Source organism: Azospirillum rugosum, from assembly GCF_017876155.1.
Taxonomy (GTDB): Bacteria; Pseudomonadota; Alphaproteobacteria; order Azospirillales; family Azospirillaceae; genus Azospirillum; species Azospirillum rugosum.
The window spans coordinates 47,423-69,745 of sequence record NZ_JAGINP010000037.1; the positions used below are offsets into that span (position 1 = coordinate 47,423).

At 70.4% G+C, this 22,323-nt stretch carries 20 protein-coding genes; 9 read left to right on the top strand and 11 right to left on the bottom strand.

Features of this window, described 5'->3' with window-relative positions:
- Positions 1-6 precede the first annotated feature (6 nt).
- A complete protein-coding gene (locus J2851_RS33610) occupies positions 7-894 on the bottom strand; it encodes an HD-GYP domain-containing protein (RefSeq protein ID WP_209772905.1) in 888 nt (295 codons plus the stop codon).
- Positions 895-1,028: 134 nt separating this feature from the next.
- On the opposite strand from J2851_RS33610, the gene J2851_RS33615 reads away from it, so the two are divergent.
- From J2851_RS33615 to J2851_RS33630, 4 genes are all read left to right on the top strand, one after another.
- Positions 1,029-1,940 carry a hypothetical protein gene (locus J2851_RS33615; protein ID WP_209772909.1) on the top strand — a complete coding sequence of 304 codons (912 nt, stop codon included), beginning with the start codon at positions 1,029-1,031 and terminating at the stop codon, positions 1,938-1,940.
- A gap of 63 nt (positions 1,941-2,003) precedes the next feature.
- Positions 2,004-3,125 (top strand): catalase family protein, encoded by a 1,122-nt coding sequence (locus J2851_RS33620; RefSeq protein ID WP_307420934.1) that lies wholly within the window; start codon positions 2,004-2,006, stop codon positions 3,123-3,125.
- A 140-nt stretch (positions 3,126-3,265) separates the two neighbouring features.
- Positions 3,266-3,667, top strand: a complete 402-nt coding sequence (gene crcB, locus J2851_RS33625; protein WP_209772911.1) for a fluoride efflux transporter CrcB — start codon at positions 3,266-3,268, stop codon at positions 3,665-3,667.
- A complete protein-coding gene (locus tag J2851_RS33630; protein ID WP_211114517.1) occupies positions 3,667-4,728 on the top strand; it encodes an RluA family pseudouridine synthase in 1,062 nt (353 codons plus the stop codon). The genes crcB and J2851_RS33630 overlap by 1 nt, the downstream gene beginning before the upstream one ends.
- A gap of 33 nt (positions 4,729-4,761) precedes the next feature.
- Here J2851_RS33630 and J2851_RS33635 read toward each other — a convergent pair whose 3' ends face one another.
- Both J2851_RS33635 and J2851_RS33640 read right to left on the bottom strand, forming a co-directional pair.
- On the bottom strand, positions 4,762-5,673 hold the full coding sequence (locus J2851_RS33635) for an alpha/beta fold hydrolase (RefSeq protein WP_246501109.1): 912 nt from the start codon (positions 5,671-5,673) through the stop codon (positions 4,762-4,764).
- Positions 5,674-5,728: 55 nt separating this feature from the next.
- Positions 5,729-6,418, bottom strand: coding sequence for a GntR family transcriptional regulator (locus tag J2851_RS33640; protein ID WP_209772913.1), 690 nt, complete (start codon positions 6,416-6,418; stop codon positions 5,729-5,731).
- An 82-nt stretch (positions 6,419-6,500) separates the two neighbouring features.
- Here J2851_RS33640 and J2851_RS33645 point away from each other — a divergent pair, with 82 nt between their 5' ends.
- From J2851_RS33645 to J2851_RS33655, 3 genes are all read left to right on the top strand, one after another.
- Positions 6,501-7,700, top strand: a complete 1,200-nt coding sequence (locus J2851_RS33645; protein ID WP_209772921.1) for a benzoate/H(+) symporter BenE family transporter — start codon at positions 6,501-6,503, stop codon at positions 7,698-7,700.
- Between the two features lie 106 nt (positions 7,701-7,806).
- A complete protein-coding gene (locus tag J2851_RS33650) occupies positions 7,807-8,484 on the top strand; it encodes an HAD-IA family hydrolase (RefSeq protein ID WP_246501110.1) in 678 nt (225 codons plus the stop codon).
- Between the two features lie 64 nt (positions 8,485-8,548).
- Complete coding sequence (locus tag J2851_RS33655) at positions 8,549-9,253, top strand: ATP12 family chaperone protein (RefSeq protein WP_209772923.1); 705 nt, start codon at positions 8,549-8,551, stop codon at positions 9,251-9,253.
- A gap of 148 nt (positions 9,254-9,401) precedes the next feature.
- Here the strand turns inward: J2851_RS33655 and J2851_RS33660 are convergent, their stop codons facing one another.
- The 7 genes from J2851_RS33660 to J2851_RS33690 form a co-directional block, all read right to left on the bottom strand.
- Positions 9,402-10,538, bottom strand: coding sequence for a CobW family GTP-binding protein (locus J2851_RS33660; RefSeq protein ID WP_209772925.1), 1,137 nt, complete (start codon positions 10,536-10,538; stop codon positions 9,402-9,404).
- A complete protein-coding gene (locus J2851_RS33665; protein WP_209772927.1) occupies positions 10,535-11,020 on the bottom strand; it encodes a Fur family transcriptional regulator in 486 nt (161 codons plus the stop codon). The genes J2851_RS33660 and J2851_RS33665 overlap by 4 nt, the downstream gene beginning before the upstream one ends.
- Before the next feature lie 128 nt (positions 11,021-11,148).
- The gene (locus J2851_RS33670; RefSeq protein WP_209772930.1) at positions 11,149-13,179 is read right to left on the bottom strand and encodes a PhoX family protein; all 2,031 of its coding nucleotides are present in this window, start codon (positions 13,177-13,179) and stop codon (positions 11,149-11,151) included.
- A gap of 120 nt (positions 13,180-13,299) precedes the next feature.
- Entirely contained in the window at positions 13,300-14,769 is a 1,470-nt protein-coding gene (locus J2851_RS33675; RefSeq protein WP_209772933.1) for a cryptochrome/photolyase family protein, read from the bottom strand.
- A 227-nt stretch (positions 14,770-14,996) separates the two neighbouring features.
- Complete coding sequence (gene pdeM / locus J2851_RS33680) at positions 14,997-15,680, bottom strand: ligase-associated DNA damage response endonuclease PdeM (protein ID WP_417281626.1); 684 nt, start codon at positions 15,678-15,680, stop codon at positions 14,997-14,999.
- A 5-nt stretch (positions 15,681-15,685) separates the two neighbouring features.
- Entirely contained in the window at positions 15,686-18,154 is a 2,469-nt protein-coding gene (locus tag J2851_RS33685) for a ligase-associated DNA damage response DEXH box helicase (protein ID WP_209772938.1), read from the bottom strand.
- 961 nt (positions 18,155-19,115) lie between these two features.
- Complete coding sequence (locus J2851_RS33690; protein WP_209772940.1) at positions 19,116-19,898, bottom strand: oxepin-CoA hydrolase, alternative type; 783 nt, start codon at positions 19,896-19,898, stop codon at positions 19,116-19,118.
- A 190-nt stretch (positions 19,899-20,088) separates the two neighbouring features.
- Between J2851_RS33690 and J2851_RS33695 the strand changes: the two genes are divergently transcribed.
- Positions 20,089-20,775 (top strand): rhomboid family intramembrane serine protease, encoded by a 687-nt coding sequence (locus J2851_RS33695; RefSeq protein ID WP_209772942.1) that lies wholly within the window; start codon positions 20,089-20,091, stop codon positions 20,773-20,775.
- Positions 20,776-20,839: 64 nt separating this feature from the next.
- Positions 20,840-21,724, top strand: coding sequence for an S-methyl-5'-thioadenosine phosphorylase (locus J2851_RS33700; protein WP_209772944.1), 885 nt, complete (start codon positions 20,840-20,842; stop codon positions 21,722-21,724).
- Between the two features lie 33 nt (positions 21,725-21,757).
- Here the strand turns inward: J2851_RS33700 and J2851_RS33705 are convergent, their stop codons facing one another.
- The gene (locus tag J2851_RS33705; RefSeq protein WP_209772946.1) at positions 21,758-22,036 is read right to left on the bottom strand and encodes a hypothetical protein; all 279 of its coding nucleotides are present in this window, start codon (positions 22,034-22,036) and stop codon (positions 21,758-21,760) included.
- Positions 22,037-22,323 lie beyond the last annotated feature (287 nt).

The following is a 22,323-nucleotide window of genomic DNA, read 5'->3' on the forward strand; positions in this document are numbered from 1 at the left end:
CGGCGGTTACGGCGTTGCGCTCAAGACGGACATCGGCCGGAAATCGGTCGGCGCCGTGCCATAGTCCGGCCAGACCTTCTCCAGCCCGTCCGCGATGACCGCAAGGCAGGTGTCCACCGCTGTGGCGTCGAGCTTGTGCCCCCGCAGAGCGCGGACCTCCGCCTCCGCCGCCGCGATGCCCAGGGCGGGACGGTAGGGGCGATGGGAGGTCATGGCCTCCACGATGTCGGCCACCGCGACGATGCGCGCCTCCAGCGGGATCGCGTCGCCGCGCAGGCCCTGGGGGTAGCCGCTGCCGTCCAGCCGTTCATGGTGCTGGCCGACAACCGCGTGGACGGCGGCGTCGAAGTCGATCTTGGCGACGATGGTCGTGCCGATCCGGGCGTGGCCCTTGACGAGGTTGAACTCGTCCGGGCTGAGCCGGCCCGGCTTGGAAAGGATCTCGGCGGGAATGGCGATCTTGCCGACGTCGTGGAGCAGGGCGCCGGTGCGGATCGCGTCCACCCGGTCCGCCGGCAGGCCCATCCGCTCCGCGATCGCCACCGATAACGCCGACACGCGCGCCTGATGGCCGGCCGTGTAGGGATCGCGCTGGCTCAGCGTGTGCGACAGAGCCTCCACCGACTGCTGGAGCAGCAGAACCAGGCGCTCGGTGGCCTTGACCCTGGCCTCGTCGGCCTCGCTCCGGCGCTTCAGCTCGCGGACCAGCAGCCAGCGCAGCGCGACGGCGGTCACCGTAACGAACAGCAGGCCCTTGCCGATCTCGAACAGGCTGTGGGTCGCGAGGTCGGTTCCGAAAATCCGGCTCACGGCTTCGCCGCTCACCAGAATCCAGGCCGTGCCGGCAACCGTGTAGGCGCCCGCGACGCGATTGGCGAGAGAGGATTGGGGCATGGCGGGACAGGGCTGGTGGAAAGGACGGCGCCTGTTCAGTGTTGCGCAGGGGAGCCGAAGCCTCCAGGGTCATTTTGGCGCCGCACGGAAATTTCCGCGTTCCTTCGATGGACTTCTGACCGGTGAGACATTTCTTGGCCGAAACGAGCGAACAGGTTCCAGCCTTCCCCCGCTTCATTGCCGTCGACTGGTCCGGCGCGCGCGGGCGGCGCTACGCCGGGATCGCGGTGGCGGAATGCGCGTCCGGCGATGCCCCGCCGCGACTCGTCGAACCGCCGGCCGGCTGGTGGTCGCGCACGGAGGTGTTCGCGTGGCTGCTGGCGGCGCTGGAGCGTGGCCCCGCGCTGGTCGGCATCGACTGCGCCTTCTCGCTGCCCTTCGACGTCGCTGCGCGCTACTTCCCCGACCCGGAGGCCGCGACGGTCTTCGACCTGTGGGATCGGGTGGAGGCGGTGGCCGCCGGCGACCCGGACTTTGCCGGGGGTGCCTTCGCGGAGCATCCGGACTATGGCGCGGACTTCTGGCGGTCCGGCTTGCAGCCGGACTGGTACCGGGACCCGCATCGCCTGACGGAGCGGATGTGCCGCGCCGACGGCTACGGCAGCCCGCAGAGCCCCTACAAGCTGATCGGCTCCAAGCAGGTGGGGAAGGGGGCCTTGGCCGGCATGCGGATGCTGCGCGCCCTGAAGCGGGCCGCCCCGGACCGGGTCGCCGTCTGGCCCTTCGATGCCCCGCGGCCCGGGCACATGGTCTTCTGCGAGATCTACCCGCGCCTGTTCCTCAAGCGCGCCGGCTTCGGCCTGCGCAAGATCCGCGATGCCCAGGACGTCGACACGGCACTCGGCTTCCTGGGGGCGCGGCCCGCCCGACTTTCCGGTCGTGTCACCGACCATGACGCCGACGCGCTGGTGTCCGCGGCCGGGATGCGCTGGCTGGCGGAGCGGCCGGAGGTATGGAACCCGCCCGCCATGGACGCCCGCGCGCGCCGGCAGGAGGGGTGGATTTACGGCGTGGGGGACGGCGGCGGCACGCTCACGAACGCTTGAGCGGACGGAACACCGGGCGGACGCGGCCTGTTGGCCGGGCTTTGCTTCTCCGGAGAGGTCCCTGTGTCCCAAAACGATCCCGCCGCGCCCCCGTCCGACCCGCTGCGCTACGACCCGTCCGTCGAAACGCCCGAGGCGGACGAGTCTGAGACCGCCGCGGCGCTGGCGGACACCATGCTGTCGATCAGCAAGACGACCTACAAGGACGGTGGCCACGGCCTGCGCAGCGTCCACGCCAAGAGCCACGGACTGCTCGTCGGCCAGCTGGAGGTGCTGGACGGGCTGCCGCCGGTCCTCGCCCAGGGGCTGTTCGCGCGGGCGGACCGCTATCCGGTCGTCATGCGCCTGTCCACCACGCCGGGCGACATCCTGCCGGACAGCGTGTCGACCCCGCGCGGCCTCGCCATCAAGGTGATGGGCGTGCCGGGCGAGCGGCTGCCGGGGTCGGAGGGGCAGACCACACAGGACTTCGTCCTGGTCAACGGGCCGGTCTTCGCGGTGCCGGACGGCAAGTCGTTCCTGGGGAGCCTGAAGCTGCTGGCGGCGACCACCGATCGCGCTCCGACGGCGAAGAAGGTGGTGTCCGCCGGCCTGCGCGGCGCGGAGGCGGTGGTCGAGGCCTTCGGCGGGCAGAGCGTGACGCTGAAGACCATGGGCGGCGAGCCGGAGCGGCACATCCTGGGCGAGCGCTTCTACAGCCAGGTGCCGATCCGCTACGGCGACTACATGGCCAAGGTCAGCGTCGTGCCGGTGTCGGAGGAGCTGGTCGCGCTGAGCGGCGCGCCCTTGAACGTCAACGGCAAGCCGGACGGGCTGCGCGAGGCGGTGGTGGACTTCTTCGGCCGGCATGGCGGGACGTGGGAGCTGCGGGTGCAGCTCTGCACCGACCTGGAGGCCATGCCCATCGAAAACGCCGCGGTGGAGTGGCCGGAGGACAAAAGCCCCTACGTCACGGTCGCCCGGATCACCGTGGACCCGCAGGTGGCCTGGAGCCCGGAGCGGTCGAAGGCCGGGGACGACCGGCTCTCCTTCAGCCCCTGGCACGGGCTTGCCGCGCACCGTCCGCTCGGCTCCATCATGCGGATGCGCCGCCACGCCTACGCGATGTCGGCCCGCTTCCGTGCGGAGCGCAACGGCGACGATGTGGGTGAGCCCGACGGCGGCTCCTTCCGCCTGCCGGCCTGACGGGCATTGTTGGGCGGGGGAAACCGTTCCGACACGCGGCCATGCGCCCCCAACGCGTGACAAGTCGCCGGATTTCTGGCTCTAATCCGCCCGGAACCCGAAAACCCCAACCCGATCCCCCCATCGCCGTCGGAGGGCACGTGCTCGCATCCCCCGCCTCTCTCGTCGCGGTCGCCGTCGGCGGCGCCGTCGGGTCGGTGGCGCGCTACCTGCTGATGACGGCGGTCGGCCAGTGGCTCGGCACGCAATTCCCCTATGGAACGCTGACGGTCAACGCCATCGGCTGTTTCACCATGGGCGTGCTGGCGGAGCTGGCGGCGCTGGTGTGGTCGCCCTCGCCGGAGCTGCGCGCGCTGATCATGGTGGGCGTGCTGGGCGGGTTCACGACCTTTTCCTCCTTCACGCTGGACGTGGGGCTTCTGGTTTCCCGCGACGCCTTCCTGTCGGCGGCGGGTTATGTGCTGGCCTCGATGGTGCTGACCATCGCGGGCTTCTTTGCCGGCCTCGCGGTCGTGCGTTCTCTTGTGTCGGTACCCTTGTGATGAGTGAAACGAAAGCCCCCGCCCAGAACAGCGCCCAAAAGGCCGACCCCCAAAAGGCCGGCAACGTCGAGACGCGGACGGTCACGGCCGACGAGGCCGACATCCGGCTCGACCGCTGGTTCAAACGCCATTTTCCCGACGTGGGGCACGGCTATCTGCAGAAGCTGCTGCGCACCGGCCAGATCCGCGTGGACGGCAAGCGGGCGGAGACCTCGACTCGCCTCGGCGCCGGGCAGGCCATCCGCATCCCGCCGCTGGCCGACTGGGCGAAGCCGGAGGGGGCGCCCGCCCAGCCCGCGGCGAAGAAGCCGGCCATGTCGGAGAAGGACATCGCCGCGCTGCGCGCGCTGGTGCTGTTCAAGGACGGCGACGTGATCGCGCTGAACAAGCCGGCGGGCCTCGCCGTGCAGGGCGGCACGAACACCGCCAAGCACCTGGACGCCATGCTCGACGCGCTGCGCTTCGACGCGAACGAGCGGCCGAAGCTGGTGCACCGGCTGGACAAGGACACCTCGGGCGTCCTGCTGCTGGCGCGCAACACTTTCGCGGCGTCCAAGCTGACGGAGCTGTTCCGCGGCCGTGACGTCCGCAAGATCTATTGGGGCGCTACAGTCGGCGTGCCGAAGCCCTATCAGGGCAAGATCGACCTGGCGCTGGCCAAGGAAGGCGGGCCGCATGGGGAGCGTGTGGCTGGCGACGACGACGACGGCAAGCGCGCCATCACCTACTACACGGTGCTGGAGAACGCCGGGAAGCAGGCGGCCTTCGTCGCCATGTGGCCGCGCACCGGCCGCACCCACCAGCTGCGCGTCCACATGAACGCCATCGGCACACCGATCCTGGGCGACGGCAAGTACGCCGGGCAGGGGGCCTTCCTGGCCGGTGCGGAGGTGCCGAAGAAGCTGCACCTGCACGCCCGCCGCCTGATCCTGCCGCACCCGCGCGGCGGCAACCGGGTGATCGACGTGACGGCGCCGCTTCCCGACCACATGGCGACGACCTGGAAGTACCTGGGCTTCAGCCCGAACCTGAAGGGCGACCCGTTCGAAGACGTGGATTGAGGGGATGGGGAGTGGTCGCGTCGGGCCCCCACCCTAACCCTCCCCCACTTCGCGGGGGAGGGGATTGACTCCTCCCCCCGTCGAAGATGGGGGGAGGTCGGGAGGGGAGCCCAGTGCGACCACGCCCCTTAGGAATTCATTGATCACCTCGACCAGAAGCGCCTCGTTCTCCCGGTGCGGCACGTGACCGGTCTTGGGGAGGATGCGCGCGGTGCCGCGCCCGGCGGCGATGCGCGTGGGGTGCTCATCGGATCCATACTCGTCCCACTCACCGTGGATCGCCAGCACCGGGCAGCGGACCTTGGCGAGCGCCTTGTCCAGGGTCCAGTCCGCGAATTCGGGTGACAGCCAGGTGTTGATCCAGGCGTCCGCCACCCATTCCGTCTTCTCGCCGTGGTATTTCGCGAGCTTGGCGAGATTGGCGGGATCCTCGAACCCCCGTTGGGCGACGCGGATCCCCGCGAGCGTCTTGTCCTCCACGAAGGCCTGGGCGGCGATCGTCACCAGCGCCCGGCAGCGGACGGGAAACAGGGCGGCCGTTTCCACGGCCATGCCGCCGCCGACGCTGTGCCCGCAGGCGACGAAGTCGGCAATTTCCAACTGATCGCACAGCGCGGGAATGGTGCGTTGCCCTTCCGCCGCGACGAACTCGACGTCCAGCCTCCCCGGATGCGGATCGGAGCGGCCGAAGCCGAGCCGGTCGTAGGCGACGACGCGCCGCCCGGTCGTCGCGGCAAGCCGCCGCGGAAAGCCGCGCCACAGGTCGACGCTGCCCAGGGAATCGTGGAACAGGATGATGGGCGCGGGCGCCGCGGCATCCCGGGCGTCCGGCGTCCAGACCTTCGCGAAGAGGGAACCCTCGGCGATGCGGATCCGGGTTTCGGTCTCGTCGACGTTCGGGAGCGGGGTCTCAGACGTGGGCATGTCGGCCGTGGCTGTGTCCAACGATGGCTTTACGCAATAGGGCTTCGCGCAGCGCCTGTCGAGACGGACGGAACGCTTATCCCGCCACGCGATCCTTGAGGAACGCGGCCAGCTGCTCCGCCGCCTCGCCGACATGCTCCGCCACGAGGCGTTCGGCGGTGGCCCCGTCCCCTGCGCGACAGGCGTCCAGAAGGGCGCGATGCTCGTCCTGGGAGCGCGGCTGGTAGCCGAGCGCGGCGAACTGGAAGCGCAGATAGCGGTCGGCCGCCAGCAGATGCTGCTCCGCCAGCGCCAGCAGGCGCGGTCGCCCGGCGCGGCCGTAGAGCGTCATGTGGAAGCGCCGGTTCAGTTCCCCCATTCGGCCCGGGTCGGTTTCCCCGTCCATCTCGGCGATCAGCTCTTCGGCCTGGGCGAGGTCGTCCGTGGTCAGGCCCGGCAGGGACAGGCGCAGGGCCATGGGCTCCAGCGCCATGCGGATCGCCCCGATGTCGGCCGCGTCGGTGGCCGAGATCTCCGCGACCACGGCGCCGCGGTGCGGGTGGAATTCCGCCAGCGCGCGCGCTTCAAGCTGCCGCAGCGCCTCGCGCACGGGCATGCGGCTGACCCCGAAGGTTTCCGCCAGATCCTCCTGCCGCAGCGGCGTGCCGGGCGCGATGGCGCCGGTCAGGATGGCCTCGCGCAGGGTGGCCTCCACGAACTCCGCCGTGGTGCGGAAGCGCGGCTGCGCCCGCGCGACGAGGCGCGCCAGCGCGTCGTTGACCGGCATGCGGACTCTCCCCTTGCCAGGATATTGTATCCAATCTAACACTGCGGCTCTTTCCATGCACGCCCGATGAAGGAGCCGCGGCATGCCCGACCATCAATTTAGCCCGGCGACGGGCATTTCGGCCAAGGCGGTGGCCGCCGGCCTGCTGACGGCGCTGGTCGGCTACGCCAGTTCGGTCGCGGTGGTCATCCATGGCCTGACCGCCGTCGGGGCGAGCATGGAGCAGGTCATTTCCGGCCTCGTCCTGGTCGGCTTCTCCATGGGGCTGGTCGCCATGGGCCTCAGTCTGCACCGGCGCAAGCCGATCAGCATCGCCTGGACGACGCCGGGCATGGCTCTGCTCGCCGCGACCGGGCCGGTGGAGGGCGGCTTCTCCGCCGCGGTGGGGGCCTTCGTGGTCACCGGCCTGCTGATCGTGGTGGTCGGGCTGTGGTCGCCGCTCGGCCGCTGGGTCGGGGCGATCCCGAAGCCGCTGGCCAACGCGATGCTCGCCGGCATCCTGCTGAAGCTCTGCCTCGCCCCCTTCCTGGCGGTGGGGCAGGCGCCGGGCGTGGCGTTGCTGGTGCTGGCGACCTGGGCGGTGGTGGGGCGGGTCGCGCGGCTCTACGCCGTACCGGCGGCCGTGGCGGTGGCTCTCGGCGCCATGGTTCTGGAGGCACCGGGCGGCGGCGCGCTGTCGGGCATGGTCTGGCCGTCGGTGGCCCTCATCGAGCCGCGATTCACCTGGGAAGCGATGGTCGGCATCGCGCTGCCGCTGTTCGTCGTGACCATGGCGTCGCAGAACATCCCCGGCCTCGCCGTGCTGGCGACCTACAACTACGCACCGCCGACCCGGCCGATCTTCCTGGCGACCGGTGCCGCCTCCGCCGTAACGGCGCTGGCCGGGGCGCCGACGGTGAACCTCGCCGCCATCACCGCGGCGCTCTGCGCCAGCCCCGACGCCGACCCGAACCCGGCGCGCCGCTGGCAGGCCGCCTTCGTCGGTGGGATGGGCTATGTCCTCTTCGCCGCGCTGGCCGGTGTGACCGCCACCATGGTCACCCGTTCCCCGCCCGTGCTGATCGAGGCGGTGGCCGGGCTGGCGCTGGTCGGCGCCTTCGGCGGCGCGCTGATGGGGGCCGTGCAGGAGGAGGACAAGCGGACCGCCGCGCTGGTGACCCTGCTGGTGACGGCGTCGGGCCTGTCCTTCGGGGGCATCGGCTCCGCCTTCTGGGGCCTGCTGCTGGGTGGGGCCATGCACCTGCTCCACCATCGCCCGGCGGTGCTGCGCCCGGCCGAGTAAGTCCGGCGTTGCGGCCTTCCGGGCGGTTGCGTCTGGGCGGTTGCGCTTTTCCGATGCGGGCTGCATAAGTCCGGGGCGATGCGCCCGTTTCTCCGGAGGACTTCCCTTGAGCGCCCCCTTGCGCCTTGCCCTCTTCGACTGTGACGGCACGCTGGTGGACAGCCAGTTCGCCATCTTCGACGCGATGTCCAGCGCCTGGGCCGCGCACGGGCTGGGTGAGCCCGACCCGGCGGAGGTGCGGCGGATGGTCGGCCTGCCGCTGGTGCAGGCGGTGGCCCTGCTGCTGCCGGACCTCAACGACGACCGCCACGCTGCCATTGCGGAGAGCTACAAGCAGGCCTTCCAGGCGCTGCGTCGCCGCGGCGACCTGCAGGAACCGCTGTTCCCCGGCATCCGCGACGCGCTGGACGCGCTGGAGGCGCGGGGCGTGCTGCTGGGCGTGGCGACGGGCAAGTCGCGCCGGGGGCTCGACGCCGTGCTGGCGCACCATGGGCTGACCGAGCGCTTCGTCACCTTGCAGACCAGCGACATCGGCCCCGGCAAGCCGCACCCGGACATGGTGTACCGCGCGCTGGCGGAAACGGGGGTGGAGGCCGCGCGCACGGTTGTGATCGGCGACACCACCTACGACATTCAGATGGCCCGCAACGCGCGGGTGGCGTCCGTCGGCGTCTCCTGGGGCTACCACGCGGTGGCCGAGCTGGAAGCCGCCGGGGCGAGCCGGATCGTGCACCGCGGGCCGGCGGTGGCCGAGGCGGTGCTGGCCCTGCTGGACCACGGATAGGACGGCCGGCAGGACGGCCAGCAAGACGGCCAGCAAGACGATTGAACGAAGCCGAAGGATCGTGATGAAGCGCTTTTACAAGACCACCTCCGTCGAGCCGGCGCCCGCGGAGGCCGGCGGCTTCGAGGTGCGCCTCGACAACCGTCCCATCCGCAGCCCGGCCAAGGCGCCGCTCGTCTTCAAGAGCTGGCCGCTCGCCCAGGCGGTCGCCGCGGAGTGGGAGGCCCAGGTCGAGACCATCGACCCCAACGCCATGCCGCTGATGCAGCTGGCCAGCACGGCGGTGGACCTGATCGGTAAGGGCCGTCAGGCCATCGTGGACGGTGTCGCCGCCTACGCCGAGACGGACCTGCTGTGCTACCGAGCCGAGCACCCGCAGGCGCTGGTCGAGCGGCAGGCCCAGGCGTGGCAGCCTCTGCTGGACTGGGCGGCGCTGCGCTACGACGCGCCGCTGCACGTCAACGCCGGCCTGATGCCGAAGCCGCAGCCGCCGGACGCGCTGCGCGCGCTGCGCCACGCGGTGGAGGCCTACGACGACTGGACCCTGTCGGCCTTGCAGACCGCCACCGGCTCCTGCGGCTCGCTGATCGTCGCGCTGGCGCTGGTCGAAGGGCGGATCGACGCGGAGGAGGCCTTCGCCGTGTCTCAGCTCGACGAGACCTTCCAGATCGAAGCCTGGGGCGAGGATCCGGAGGCGACGAAGCGCCGCGCCGCGCTTCGGACCGATATCAGCGCCTGCCGCCGCTTCGTGGACCTGCTGCGGGCGTGAGGAGAAACCCTCTCCCTGCTCCGCAGGGAGAGGGAGGGGCCCGCGGAACGCGGGAGGGTGAGGGCAAGGTCATCCCGAGAACCTAGCCCTCACCCTCCCACGCGGACGCGTGAGTCCCTCCCTCTCCCGCCGGAGGCGGGAGAGGGTATTATGCGCTCTCCGTCGTGCCGCGGACGAACTGGTCGAACATCGGCTGGATGACGGCCTCGCTGATGTCGCGGGTGATGAAGACGATCTTGGAGCGGTGATCGTCGCTCGGCCATTCCTCCAGCCGGACGGGCGGGTGGAACATGTGCTGCACGCCGTGCACGACGACCGGCAGTTCGCTTTCCTTGACGTTCAGCAGCCCCTTGATCCGCAGCAGGTTCTCCCCGCCGACGGCGATCAGGGCCTCCATGAAGTCGATGAAGCTGTTCCATGGAATCGGCTCGTCCACCACCATGCAGAAGGCGCGGATGTGGTCGTCGTGCCGGTTGGCGTCGTGGTGGTGATGGTCGTGGCCGTGATCATGCCCGCAGTCGGGGCCGCAGGCGTGGCCATGCTCGTGGTCATGATCGTGGTGGTCATGATCATGATGGTCGTCGCGGTAGGCCTCTTCCTTCAGCCAGCGGGCGACGTCGGGGCTCTTGGTCTCGGGGTTGTAGAGGCCGGCGTCGAACAGGGTCTTCGGGTCCACGTCGCCGTGGGCGGCCGGGATGACGGGTGCTGCCGGGTTGATGGCGGCGAGCCGCTGCATCAGCGCCGCGGTCGTGGCGGGGGTCGCCACGTCGGTCTTGGTCAGCACGATGCGGTCGGCGACCGCGGCCTGCTTCACGCTCTCCGGCTGGCGGTCGAGCTGGTTCGCGCCGTGCGCCGCGTCCACCGTGGTGATCACGCCGTCCAGGCGGAAGCGCGCGGCCAGCAGCGGGTCGCTCATCAGCGTGTGGATGATCGGCGCCGGGTCGGCGAGGCCGGTGGTCTCCACCACCACCCGGTCGAACTCCGGAATATCGCCGCGCACGCGCTTCAGGAACAGGTCGCGCAGCGTGTCGACGAGGTCGCCGCGGATGGTGCAGCACAGGCAGCCGCTGTCCATCAGCACCATGTTCTCCGACGCCTTGGCGACCAGCAGGTGGTCGAGCCCGACCTCCCCGAACTCGTTGATCACCACGGCGGTCCGCGCCATGCCCGGATGATGCAGCAGCTTCTGGAGCAGCGTGGTCTTGCCGCTGCCGAGGAAGCCGGTCAGCACCGAGACGGGCAGGCGGGGCGAAACCCCGGCTTGGGGGCTGGCGGGGGCGTTCACGGTGTCTTCTCCTGGCAGTCGGTGCACCGGCCCCGCACCTCGACGGTGGGGCGGTCCACCTGGAAACCGCGTTCGGCGGCGATGGTGTCGATGGCCGCGCGGATGCGCGGGTCGTCGATCTCGACGGCGTTGCCGCAGGCCTCGCAGACCAGGAACTGGCCGGAATGGACGGCCCCGGGTGCTGCGCAGCCGATGTAGGCGTTCAGCGATTCAAGGCGGTGGACCAGCCCTTGTTCCACCAGGAATTCCAGCGCGCGGTAGACGGTCAGCGGAGCGGCCGACTTGCCCTCGCGCTGGCTGAGATCTTCCAGGATGGCATAGGCACCCCGGGGGCGGTGGCTGGTCCAGACCAGTTCCAGCACCTGGCGGCGCAGCGCGGTCAGCCGCGCGCCGCGTTCGGCGCAGAGCGCATCGGCGCGCGTCAGCGCGTCGGCGATGCAGTGGTCGTGGTCGTGGTTGGCGGGGTTGGTCGCGGCTGGCATGATGTTATTTTATAACGTAGTCAGCCGCGACGCAAAGAAAAGGCACGCAAAGAAAATGGGCGGCCCAGGGGGTAGGGCCGCCCGTTGGAGCGAGTGTCTTTATCGTTGGGAACGGTCGAGCCTATCGGTCAGAGACCGATCACGCCGCCGTCCTTCTTGGTGATCGCCACCACCGACGGGCGCGGCGGCATGTTCGGCTTGAAGTCGGGCCAGCGGGTCGCCGGGTCCTCGAAGGAGGACAGCTTGCCCTTGAACTTCTCCCACTGGTCGACGCCGTCGGTCGCCGGGTGCTGCACGGCGACGAACAGGGTCTTGTCGTCGGTGGTGAAGCAGGGGCCGCACATTTCGGCGCCCACCGGCACGCGGAAGAACATCTTGGACAGGCCGCGCAGGTCGCCCTCCGTCTCCACGGCCCAGACGCCGTCTGCGGTGCCCGACGCCTTGTTCCAGGCCTCGCCCTGGTCGGTGGCGACCCACAGGCGGCCGCGGTTGTCCACCGCCACGTTGTCGGGGCAGGCGAACCAGCCGTTTTCCGAGGTGTCGGCGTGGAACTGCGCACCAGTCGCCGGGTCCTTCGGGTTGCCGCCGCGCAGCAGGATCTGCCACTCGGCTTTGGTCGCCGCGTGGTCGCCGTTCGCCGGGATGATCTCGACGATGTGGCCCCACTGGTTGTCGGGGCGCGGGTTGATGGCGTCGACCTGCTCCGGCTTGCGCTTGTTGTTGTTGGTCAGCACCACATAGACGCGGCCGGTCTTCGGGTTGACCTCGATGTCCTCCGGGCGGTCCATCTTGGTCGCACCCAGCGCGTCGGCGGCGAGGCGGGCGTTGATCAGCACCGTCGCCTGGTCGGGGAAGCCCTTCTCGGCGGTCAGCGGACCCTGGCCGTGGACCAGCGGCAGCCACTCCACCGTGGCGTTCGGGTGGAACTTCGCCACGTACAGCGTGCCGTCCGCCAGGATGTCCATGTTCGCGGTGCGGTTCTTCGGGTTGTACTTCCTCGAAGCGACGAACTTGTAGACATAGTCGAACCGCTCGTCGTCGCCGGTGTAGGCGACCACGGTGCCATCCTTGCCGACCGCCAGCTGGCAGGCCTCATGCTTGAAGCGGCCGAGCGCGGTGCGCTTCTTCGGGGTGGAGGTCGGGTCGTAGGGGTCGATCTCGACGATCCAGCCGAAGCGGTTGGCCTCGTTCGGCTCCTTGTTCACGTCGAAGCGGTCGTGGTACTGGCCCCAGTTGTACCACTCGCCGGGAAAGCCCAGCCGCTTCAGCGACTTGGCGTTCGGGTGGTCGTCGGCGACCTGGCCCCAGAAGTAGCCGTTGAAGTTCTCCTCGGCCGACAGCCAGGTGCCCCACGGCGTCATGCCGCCGGAGCAGTTGTTCAGCATGCCGCGGACCCGCGTGCCGGTCGGGTCGTAGCTGGTCTTCATCAGCGCGTGGCCGGCGGCCGGCCCGGTGATGGCGATCTCCGTCTCCGCGGTGATGCGGCGGTTGAACTTGGAGTTCGGGTCGTAGGTCCACTTCCCCCGGACCTTGCGGATCTCCACGACGGAGCCGCCGTGCGCGGCCATTTCGATGTCGGCGAGATCCTTGGTCAGGCGGGCGAACTTGGCCTTCTGCTGCTCCACGCCGACGCCGGGGAACATGATCTCCTCGTCGGTGTACTCGTGGTTCACGCAGAGCAGCGCACGGTCCGGCGACTTGGAGCCGAGCGGCAGCGGCGCGTAGCCGACGAAGTCGTTGTTATAGCCGAACTGCTTGGACTGGGCGGCGGCCGTCTGCTTCAACGGATCGAAGGCCGGCGCGCCGGGCACCACCGGGTCGCCCCAGCGGATCAGGATATCCGCGTCGTAGCCCGTGGCGACGTGGTGCGTCTCGTCCACGCCGTGCTGCACTTCCTGGAAGCTGAAAGCGGCCTTGGTCGGCTTCGGCGCCTTCGGCGCGGCCTCAGCCTCGCCGGCGGACGACAGCAGCGCGGCCGGGCCGACGATGGCGCTCAGCGCCGTGCCGGCCAGCATACCGCGCATCAGGTCGCGGCGGCCGAAGCGCGCGCCGATGACCTCGCCCATCGTCGGGTTGTCCGTCGGGTTGGAACCGATGTCCTCCCGCCCCTCGAACGTCAGATACTTGGTGCCCTTCCGGGGCAGGTCACGGCTGTCCATCGTCTTCCCCTCACGCCTGCGGCTGCCGCTCCTCCTTTATTTGGGTGCGGCGCCGCGACCTTAGCGGCGGTGCGTGACGGTTTCTTTGCGCACCGATGACGTGCGGGTGAATTCGGATGGTCAGGCATCCTTCCGGCGGACCGTAGCGAAGGCGGCCAGCGCGCGGTCGCGGGCAGCGTCGTGCTCGACGACGGGATCCGGGTAGTCGCGGCCCAGCCGCACGCCGGCGTCCGCCAGCACGGACGCCGGGGCCTGCCAGGGCTTGTGGATCCACTTGGCCGGCAGCCGGGCCAACTCCGGCACGAAGCGGCGGACGTAGTCGCCCTGGGGATCGAACTTCTCGCCTTGCAGGACCGGGTTGAAGACGCGGAAGAAGGGGGCGGCGTCCGCCCCGCAGCCGGCCACCCACTGCCAGTTGGCGGCGTTGTTGGCGAGGTCGGCGTCGACCAGCGTGTCCCAGAACCAGTCTTGCCCGGTCTGCCAGGGCAGCAGCAGGTCCTTGATCAGGAAGGAGCCGACGATCATCCGCACCCGGTTGTGCATCCAGCCGGTCTGCCAGAGCTGGCGCAGGCCCGCGTCCACGATCGGGTAGCCGGTCCGCCCGCGCTGCCACGCCGTCAGCGTCGCCTCTCCCGTCTGCCAGGGGAAGCGGGCGAAGCGCTGGTCCAGCGGATCCTCGGGCAGAACGGGGAAGTGATGGAGCAGGTGGTGGTTGAACTCCCGCCAGCCGAGTTCCCGGAGGAAGGCGTCGATCCCCGCGGCGCGCTCCGGGTGGGCATCGGCAACATGGCGGGAGGCGTGCCAGACCTGCCGCGGGCCGATCTCCCCGAAGGCGAGGTGGGGGGAGAGGCGGGAGGTGCCGTCGGTGTCCGGCCGGTCGCGCAGGGTCGGGTATTCGGTGATGGCTCCGTCCAGAAGGTCGGCCAGCCGGTCCCGCGCAGCGTCCTCGCCGGGCTCCCAGGTCTCGCGCAGGCCGCCGGCCCAGTCGGGTTTGGTCGGCCGAAGCCCCCAGTCCGCCAGCCGCTCGCTCCGCACCGGCTTGGGCGGGGCGGTCAGCCGGTCGGGCGCGCGGGTGGGGTGGGGCGGTTCCGGCAGGGTGAGCAGGGCACGCCAGAAGGGCGTGAAGACCTTGAAGGGCGTGCCGCCCTTGGTGCGGATGCCCTCCGGTTCGAGCAGCAGGGCGGCGTTGTGGGCCTGCACGTCGATCCCACGGGCCGCCAAAGCCTCCTCCACCCGACGGTCGCGGGCTACGGCGGCCGGCCCGTAGCGCCGATTCCAATGGACTGCGGCGGCGCCGGTCTCGGCGGCGAGGTCGGCCAGCACCGCCTCCGGCCGGCCGCTGCGCAGGACCAGGGGGGAGCCGAGCTTCGCCAGCGCGCCCCCCAGCCGCTCCAGGCTGCCGTGCAGCCACCAGCGAGACGCGGCGCCGGGAAGCCAGCGGTCGTCCGGATCCTCCTCCCGGATGCGGACGGGGATCACCGGAGACCCGCTCTCCGCGGCGGCGGCCAAGGCGGGGTTGTCGGCGAGGCGCAGGTCGTGGCGGAACCAGACGATTATGGGACGGGGGACGGGGCGGGGAGGGGCGGTCATGGGCGGGACGATACCGGAATCCGGCGGCGAAGAAAGGCCGGAAAAATCTGCGGGTCGCGGAGATCCGGACCGGGATTCCCCTCGTATCGTCCCATCATGCCGCGCCCCTTGCGATGGCCACGTTGTTGGCCGCGCGGGGCGGGGCTTGGTCCCTCCTGCCGATCACACCGCCGATCCGGCAGGGCTCCTGGCCCGGAGAGTCAACCCCCGACTCTCCGGGTTTTCTTTTACCCGGAGTCGGGGGACAGGCGGCCGGCCGGGAAGCGGTGGACCTTGCCGCGGGCCAGCAGATGCACCTCGAAGGGCTTGGCGAGCAGGCCGGAAATCGCCGGGTTCAGCACGTTCAGCCCACCGGTGAAGGCGCCGAAGGCCGGCAGGATCAGCTTCGCCCCGTCGAAGGCGAAGCAGCGCTCCCGCACCCGCCGTCCGGGCACCAGGACGGCGGCGGCCGGGTGCAGGTGCCCGGACAGTTCCCCGACCGCGCCCGGCACCGCCTCGTGCCGGAAGGTCAGGGGGCCGAGCGCCAGTTCATCGACGATGCGGCCGCCGAATCCCTCCGGCGGCTCCGGGTCGTGGTTGCCGGTGACCCAGACCCAGTCCTCCGCCCGCACGGTCAGCGCCTTCAGCCGCTCCACGTCCGCTGGGTCCATGCGGGAGGCGGCGCGGCGGTCGTGGAAGCTGTCGCCGAGGCAGATCACGCGGGCCGGCTTCAGCCGCTCCACCAGCCCGGCCAGCCGGTCCAGCGTCGCCCGCGTGTCGTAGGGCGGCAGCATCCGCCCGCGCGCGGCGAAGGCGGAGCCCTTTTCCAGATGCAGGTCGGCGACGACGAGCGTCCGCTCCGCCGGCCAGACCAGCGCGCCGGAGGCATCGGGGGCGAGCGCCGCGCCCCGCAGGGTTATGGTCGTGTCCATGGCCATCACAACGCCAGGCGGCCCTGGGAGTCACCCTCGGATCCCAGCTCCGGCATCGCCTCGGCGACCAGGTCGGCCGCGGCCTGCTCCAGCAGTTCGTCGGTGGCGGAGCCGTCCACCCGCTCCCGCCCGATCTCCAGGATCACCGGCACGGCCAGCGGGGAAATGCGGTCGAGGTCCTTGTGCGTGATGCGCCCCTTCACCCGCGCCAGGAAGTCCGACAGGCGCCGGATGTCGGTCAGTCCGCCGGCGGCGTCGGCCCGCGTCGCGCGCAGCAGCACATGGCCGGGGTCGTGCTTCCTCAGCACGTCGTAGATGAGGTCGGAGCTGAAGGTCACCTGCCGGCCGGACTTCTCCTGGCCGGGATGGCGGCGGTCGATGACGCCGGTGATCAGCGCCACGTTGCGGAAGGTCCGCCGCAGCATGGAGGACTCGTCCATCCACGCCTCCAGGTCGTCGCCCAGCATGTCCTGGTCGAACAGCGCGTCCATATCCCGAGGAGTCCGCAGCGACCAGACCGCCAGCACATAGTCGGTGGCGACGAAGCCCAGAGGGCCGCAGCCCATCCGCTCCATGCGGCGGGTCAGCAGCATGCCCAGCGTCTGGTGCGCGTTCCGCCCTTCGAACGCATACACCACCAGGAAGCGCTTGCCGGCCTTCGGGAAGCTTTCCACCAGCAGCCCGTCGCGCGCCGGCAGCACGGAGCGCCAGCGCTGGAGCCGCAGCCATTCCTGCACGTCCTCCGGCAGGCCGGGCCACTGCGCCGGGTCGGCCAGCATGGCGCGCACCCGGTCGGCCAGCGCGGAGGTCAGCGGCAGCCGCCCGCCAGCGTAGGCGGGCACCTTCGGCTCCCCCGTGCCCCCCTTGGCGACCTGCGCCTCCATCTCCCGCACGCCGAGGAACTTCAGCAGCTGGCCGGCGAACATGAAGGTGTCGCCGGGGGTGAGGTCCTGGATGAAATACTCCTCCACCTCGCCCAGCACCGGGCCGCGGTTCAGGCGGACGCGCAGCATGGCCTCCTGCGTGATGGTCCCGACGTTCATGCGGTACTGCCGCGCCACGGCGGGGCCGGCCACGGCCATGCGCCCGTCCTCGCGCATCACCAGCCGGTGGAAGCGTTCGTAGTTGCCGAGCGCGTAGCCGCCGGTCGCCACGAAGTCCAGCACGTCGTCGAACTCGTCGCGCGCGAGATTGGCGTAGGGGGCGGCGCAGACCACCTCGTCGTACAGGTCGTCGGGGCGGAACGGATCGGCGCAGGCCATGCCCAGCATGTGCTGGGCCAGCACGTCCAGTCCGCCGGGCCGGGGCCGCTCGCCGTCCAGGCTCATGGACGCGACGGCGTCCACGGCAGCGCGGCACTCCAGCACCTCGAACCGGTTGGCGGGGACGAGCAGGGCGCGGCTGGGCTCGTCCAGCCGGTGGTTGGCGCGGCCGATGCGCTGCACCAGCCGGCTCGCCCCCTTCGGCGCGCCGACCTGCACCACGAGGTCCACCGCCGCCCAGTCGATGCCGAGGTCGAGCGAGGAGGTCGCCACCACCGCCCGCAGCTTCCCCGCCGCCATGGCGGCCTCCACCTTGCGGCGCTGCTCCGCCGCGAGCGAGCCGTGGTGGAGCGCGATGGGCAGGTTGTCGTCGTTGATGCGCCAGAGTTCCTGGAAGACCAGCTCCGCCTGGGCGCGGGTGTTGACGAAGACCAGCGTGGTGCGGTGGCCACGGATGCGCTGGTAGACCTCGCCCAGCGCGTGCATCGCCATGTGGCCGGCCCAGGGCAGCCGTTCCCGCGTCGTCAGGATCTCCACCTCCGCCGAGGCCCCGGCGCGCCCGGTCACCAGCCGGACATCTCCATTGTCGGCGCGCCCGGTCCGGGACAGCCAGGCGAGCAGCTGGTCCGGCTCCGCCACCGTGGCCGACAGGCCGACCCGCCGCGCCGCGGGGGCGAGGCGCGCCAGCCGCGCCAGCCCCAGCGCCAGCAGGTCGCCGCGCTTGGTCCCGGCCAGCGCGTGCAGCTCGTCCACGATGACGCAGCGGAGGTGCCGGAAGATCGCCGCGGAGTCGGCGTAGGACAGCAGCAGGGCGAGGCTTTCCGGCGTGGTCATCAGGATCTGCGGCGGGTGCGCCCGCTGCCGCCGCCGCTTGGATTCCGGCGTATCGCCGGTGCGGGTCTCCGTGCGGATGGGCAGCCGCATCTCCGCCACCGGCTCCTCCAGGTTGCGCTGGATGTCCACCGCGAGCGCCTTCAGCGGCGAGATGTAGAGCGTGTGCAGCCCCTCCCGCGGCCGTTCCGCCAGCTCGATCAGCGAGGGCAGGAACCCGGCCAGCGTCTTGCCGCCGCCGGTCGGCGCGATCAGCAGAGCGCTGTCCCCAGCCTCCGCCGCCTCCACCATGGCGATCTGGTGCGGGTGCGGCGCCCATCCGCGCGACCGGAACCACCCCGCGACGTTGGCGGGGATGAGGGGGGAGGGGAGGTCAGGCATGGGCGGGCGCAGGAGTGGGATGGGGCGCTTGCCCGGAGCCGGATGAAACGGAATGAAACGCTGTGAGACGCTTTTTGCTGTGGTGTTTCATTCCGCTTAAGCCGGGGCCTTGCTGCCGTTACGTGCTTGGAAAGCATAGCGGAACGGCGGGAACACTTCAAGAACGGGTGTGCCGGCCGGGATGCTTGAAGTCCACGCGTGGCGTGGTAATCTGTGGGCAAGGAGGTGACGCGCCTTTCCGCTCCCTGAAAGCGAGGCCGGTTTCCCGGCCCCGCCCTTTGGTCCTCAGCTGTCCTGGTCTTGGTTGAAGCCGGCGTGGAACTCGAACTTCACCCGGAACCAGAAACGGCGGAGCCACTTCAGGAACCCTTTCAAGCGCGTCACCTCCTTTCGGTTCGTCGGACGGGAGAAGCCCGCCCGACGCCGTGCATCCAAACGCATGCGTTGCTTTGGTCAACGCAGAAATCGCGTGACGGGTGTGCCTGCGTGCTCTTGGCGACAATCCGCCGCAGTCCTTGCGAGCGGGCGGCGTTGGGTCGCTTGAAGTCCCTCCGCGCCGTGGTAATCTCTGGGGCAAGGAGGTGACGCGCCTTTTCGTTCCCTGGTGGCGAGGCCGGTTTCCCTGCCCCGCCTTTTTGGGTCTTACCGATCCCGGTCCGTGTTGAAGCCGGCTTCGAACTCGAACTTCATCCGGAACCAGAAGCGGCGAACCCACTTCAGGAACACTTTCAAGCGCGTCACCTCCCTTCGGTTCGTCGGCCAGGAGAAGCCCCGGCCGACGCGCAACATCCAAAGGAATGCAGGGCGGCGGTCAACCGGATTGATGGGCCGGGGGATTGGCTGCGGCTTTTGGGCGCGTTGGGGGGTGGGGAGTTTTGCCCCCACAGAGTTTTGCCCCCTCCCTAGCCCTCCCCCGCTTTGCGGGAGAGGGGAATAGGCTTGCGGGAGGGAAGACGGGGCGTCAACGGCCGGGGAACTTCGGGGGGCGCTTTTCGAAGAAGGCGGTGATGCCTTCCTTGGCTTCGGGGTGGTGCAGGGCCTCGACGAACAGGTCGCTTTCGCGGGCGAGCTGGGTGGCGAAGTTGCCGTAGGCCAGTTCCATCAGGCGCTTGGCGCGGCCCATGGCGGCGGCGGGGCCGTCGGCGAGCTTGGCGGCCCAGGACAGCGCTTCGGGCAGGGCTTGGCCGGGGGCGGTGACGCGGTTGACGACGCCCAGGGCGTGCAGCCGCGCCGGGGCCACCGCGCCGCCGTCCAGCATCAGCTCGGCGCAGAGCTGCAGGGGCAGGGCGCGGGCGAGCGAGGCCGAGGCGCCGCCGTCGGCGTTCAGGCCGACCTTCACGTAGGCGGTCAGGAAGCGTGCGTCCTCAGCCGCGACGATCAGGTCGCAGGCCAGCGCCAGGGAGAAGCCGGCGCCGGCGGCCGGGCCCTCCACCGCGGCGACGATCGGCTTCGGGCATTCCCGCATGATGCGGACCCAGCCGTGGAAGCGTTCGATGGAATCGCGGTTCTCCGACCGCGACTTGCCGGCGTGGTCGTACAGCCGCGTCAGGTGCCCGCCGGAGCTGAAGGCTCCATCGGCGCCGGTCAGCACGACGGCGCCGATGCCGTCGTCGTGCGCGGCCTCCTCCAGAGCCTCCCGCCCGCGGGACATCATGCCGTTGCTCAGCGCGTTGCGGGTCGCCGGGTCGTTCATGGTCAGCAGGAGCACGCGGCCCCGGCGCTCCACGTCGAAATGGTCAGGCATAGTCGTTTCTCCCCTGTCCGGTGTTTTTTGGTGTGGAGAAACTGTGTCACCCGGACGCCGGCCGACCAATGCGGCCGACGGGTGTATATCCGCTGCGCCGTTGTGGGCAATTGGAGTGCCGGCTGGGAGTGTTGGTCATCACCGGCAAAGTCCCCATATCGGAAGGGGGCGAATTCCCCGGGAGAGAAGGATGCGCGTGGCGTTCGTGAACCGGGGCATCATCATGGCCTGCACGCTGGCCTTCGTGCTGGGCCTGCCGCCGGAGCCCTTCGCCTTCGTTCCCGCCTATTTCTACGGAACCGTGGAACTGGCCGGGCCGCTGCCGACCTGGGCGGTGTGGCGCGGGCTGTTCGGCCATGTGCTGATCCACGGCGACATCGTGCATCTGGTCAGCAACATGCTGGCGCTGTGGGCCTTCGGCGACGCGGTGGAGACGGCGCTGGGATCCTGGCGCTACCTGCTGTTCTTCCTGCTGTGCGCAGCGGCGGGGGCGCTGGCGGAGGGGGCTCTGGCTGCCGACCCCATGGCGCCTCTGGTCGGGGCGAGCGGCGCCATCTGCGGGGTGATGGGCGCCTACCTGCTGCTGCACCCGCAGGCGGTGCTGGGCCTGTCGCCGGGGCCGCGGGTGCCGGCCTCCCTGGTGGTCGGCGGGTTCCTGGGGGTGAACGTGGCGATGACGCTGCTGCCGCCGGCGCCGGATTCGGGGCTGGCGGACGTGGCCTGGGGGGCGCATCTCGGCGGATTCGCGGCGGGGATGGCGCTGGTGACCCTGCTGCGCCGGCCGGGCGTGCCGGTGTGGGGGACCGCGCGGCTGGCCACGGCGGCCAAGGCGGCGGTCTATCTGACGCTCGTGGTGGTTCTGCTGCGCACGCTGTGAGGGCGTTGCCTTTGGGATCGTTCGCCCGGATACTGCGGCCTCTGATTGATGGAGGCTTTGGGTTATGGCGGAATCCGGGACCGCGCCGGTGCTCGGCGTGATCGGCGGCAGCGGCGTCTACGACATCGACGGGCTGGAGAACAAGCGCTGGGTGAAGGTCGAGACCCCCTTCGGCGACCCGTCGGACGAGCTGCTGACCGGCGAGCTGAACGGGCAAAAGCTGGTCTTCCTGCCGCGCCACGGCCGCGGCCACCGCATCCCCCCGTCGGAGCTGAACTTCCGCGCCAACATCTACGCGCTGAAGGCGCTGGGCGTGACGGAGATCCTGTCGGTGTCGGCCGTCGGCTCCCTGAAGGAGCATCTGCCGCCGGGCACCTTCGTCGTCATCGACCAGTTCATCGACCGCACCTTCGCCCGCGCCAAGACCTTCTTCGGCACGGGGCTGGTCGCGCATGTGGCGCTGGGGCACCCCGTCTGCGGGCGGCTCGGCGACCTGATCGAGGAGGCTCTGGTCGAGCTGCGCATCCCGCACCAGCGCCGCGGCACCTACATGGTCATGGAAGGCCCGCAGTTCTCCACCAAGGCCGAGTCCGAGCTGTACCGCAGCTGGGGCTGCGACGTCATCGGCATGACCAACATGCCGGAGGCCAAGCTCGCCCGCGAGGCGGAGATGTGCTACGCGACCGTCGCCATGGTGACCGATTTCGACTGCTGGCACCCGGACCACGACCACGTCACCGTGGACGCCGTGATCAAGGTGGTGATCGCCAACGCCGACAAGGCGCGCTCGCTGGTCAAGCAGCTGGCGCCGAAGCTGGCGGTGCGCGAGGGCTTGTGCGAGCAGGGCTGCCACACCGCGCTCGACAACGCGCTGATGACCGCGCCGGACAAGCGCGATCCGGAACTGGTCAAGAAGCTGGGCGTGATCGTCGGCCGCGTTCTGGGGTGATCGTGTTTTGGGGGGCTTCGCGCCCCCCGATTTTTACCGCGGGATCGGCGTGATGCCGGGGCCGCTGTCGCGGTCGTCGATGCCGGATTCGCCGCTGTCGGTGGTGCCGGGGGACGAGCCGATGCCGGGATTCTCAGACAGGTCGTTGCCGCGGTCGGTGAGGGCGTCGCGCGCGTCGGGGCCCTTGGCCTGGCGCTCGCCGTCGGGGTCCATGGGCGGGGTGTCGCGCTCCCGCTCCATCTTGCGGACCTGGTCGTAGCTCTTGGCCTCGGTCCCGCGGACGTGCTTGCCGCCCTCCTGCTGGGGCGTCACGGAGTCGCCTCCGCTGGGGTGCTTGATGGTGCCCAAAGCCGTTTCTCCCGTTGTTGCGGACGGGGACCTTGCGGAGGTCCCAGGTCCCAGTCCCAACAGGAGTTGCCCAACAGGAGTTGCGGCTTAGAGTTTCGAGCGTTTAATCTGACGCGTATCCGGCGTGCCTGAGATAATTCCAGCACTCGTCGGGTGTGTAGAGGTCGCAGATGGAGCCGACAGCTTTCCACAGCTCCTCGATGGTGCGGGCACCGATGCGTCGGAGATGAGCTTTGAGCTTGGCGAAAGCC

Excerpts from the sequence above, each read along its gene's own strand:
- J2851_RS33610 (WP_209772905.1), bottom strand. The coding sequence starts at position 894 with ATGCCCCAATCCTCTCTCGCCAATCGCGTCGCGGGCGCCTACACGGTT.
- J2851_RS33630 (WP_211114517.1), top strand. The coding sequence starts at position 3,667 with ATGAGTGAAACGAAAGCCCCCGCCCAGAACAGCGCCCAAAAGGCCGAC.
- J2851_RS33640 (WP_209772913.1), bottom strand. The coding sequence starts at position 6,418 with ATGCCGGTCAACGACGCGCTGGCGCGCCTCGTCGCGCGGGCGCAGCCG.
- J2851_RS33645 (WP_209772921.1), top strand. The coding sequence starts at position 6,501 with ATGCCCGACCATCAATTTAGCCCGGCGACGGGCATTTCGGCCAAGGCG.
- J2851_RS33655 (WP_209772923.1), top strand. The coding sequence starts at position 8,549 with ATGAAGCGCTTTTACAAGACCACCTCCGTCGAGCCGGCGCCCGCGGAG.
- J2851_RS33665 (WP_209772927.1), bottom strand. The coding sequence starts at position 11,020 with ATGCCAGCCGCGACCAACCCCGCCAACCACGACCACGACCACTGCATC.
- J2851_RS33670 (WP_209772930.1), bottom strand. The coding sequence starts at position 13,179 with ATGGACAGCCGTGACCTGCCCCGGAAGGGCACCAAGTATCTGACGTTC.
- J2851_RS33675 (WP_209772933.1), bottom strand. The coding sequence starts at position 14,769 with ATGACCGCCCCTCCCCGCCCCGTCCCCCGTCCCATAATCGTCTGGTTC.
- pdeM (WP_417281626.1), bottom strand. The coding sequence starts at position 15,680 with ATGGACACGACCATAACCCTGCGGGGCGCGGCGCTCGCCCCCGATGCC.
- J2851_RS33685 (WP_209772938.1), bottom strand. The coding sequence starts at position 18,154 with ATGCCTGACCTCCCCTCCCCCCTCATCCCCGCCAACGTCGCGGGGTGG.
- J2851_RS33690 (WP_209772940.1), bottom strand. The coding sequence starts at position 19,898 with ATGCCTGACCATTTCGACGTGGAGCGCCGGGGCCGCGTGCTCCTGCTG.
- J2851_RS33695 (WP_209772942.1), top strand. The coding sequence starts at position 20,089 with ATGCGCGTGGCGTTCGTGAACCGGGGCATCATCATGGCCTGCACGCTG.
- J2851_RS33700 (WP_209772944.1), top strand. The coding sequence starts at position 20,840 with ATGGCGGAATCCGGGACCGCGCCGGTGCTCGGCGTGATCGGCGGCAGC.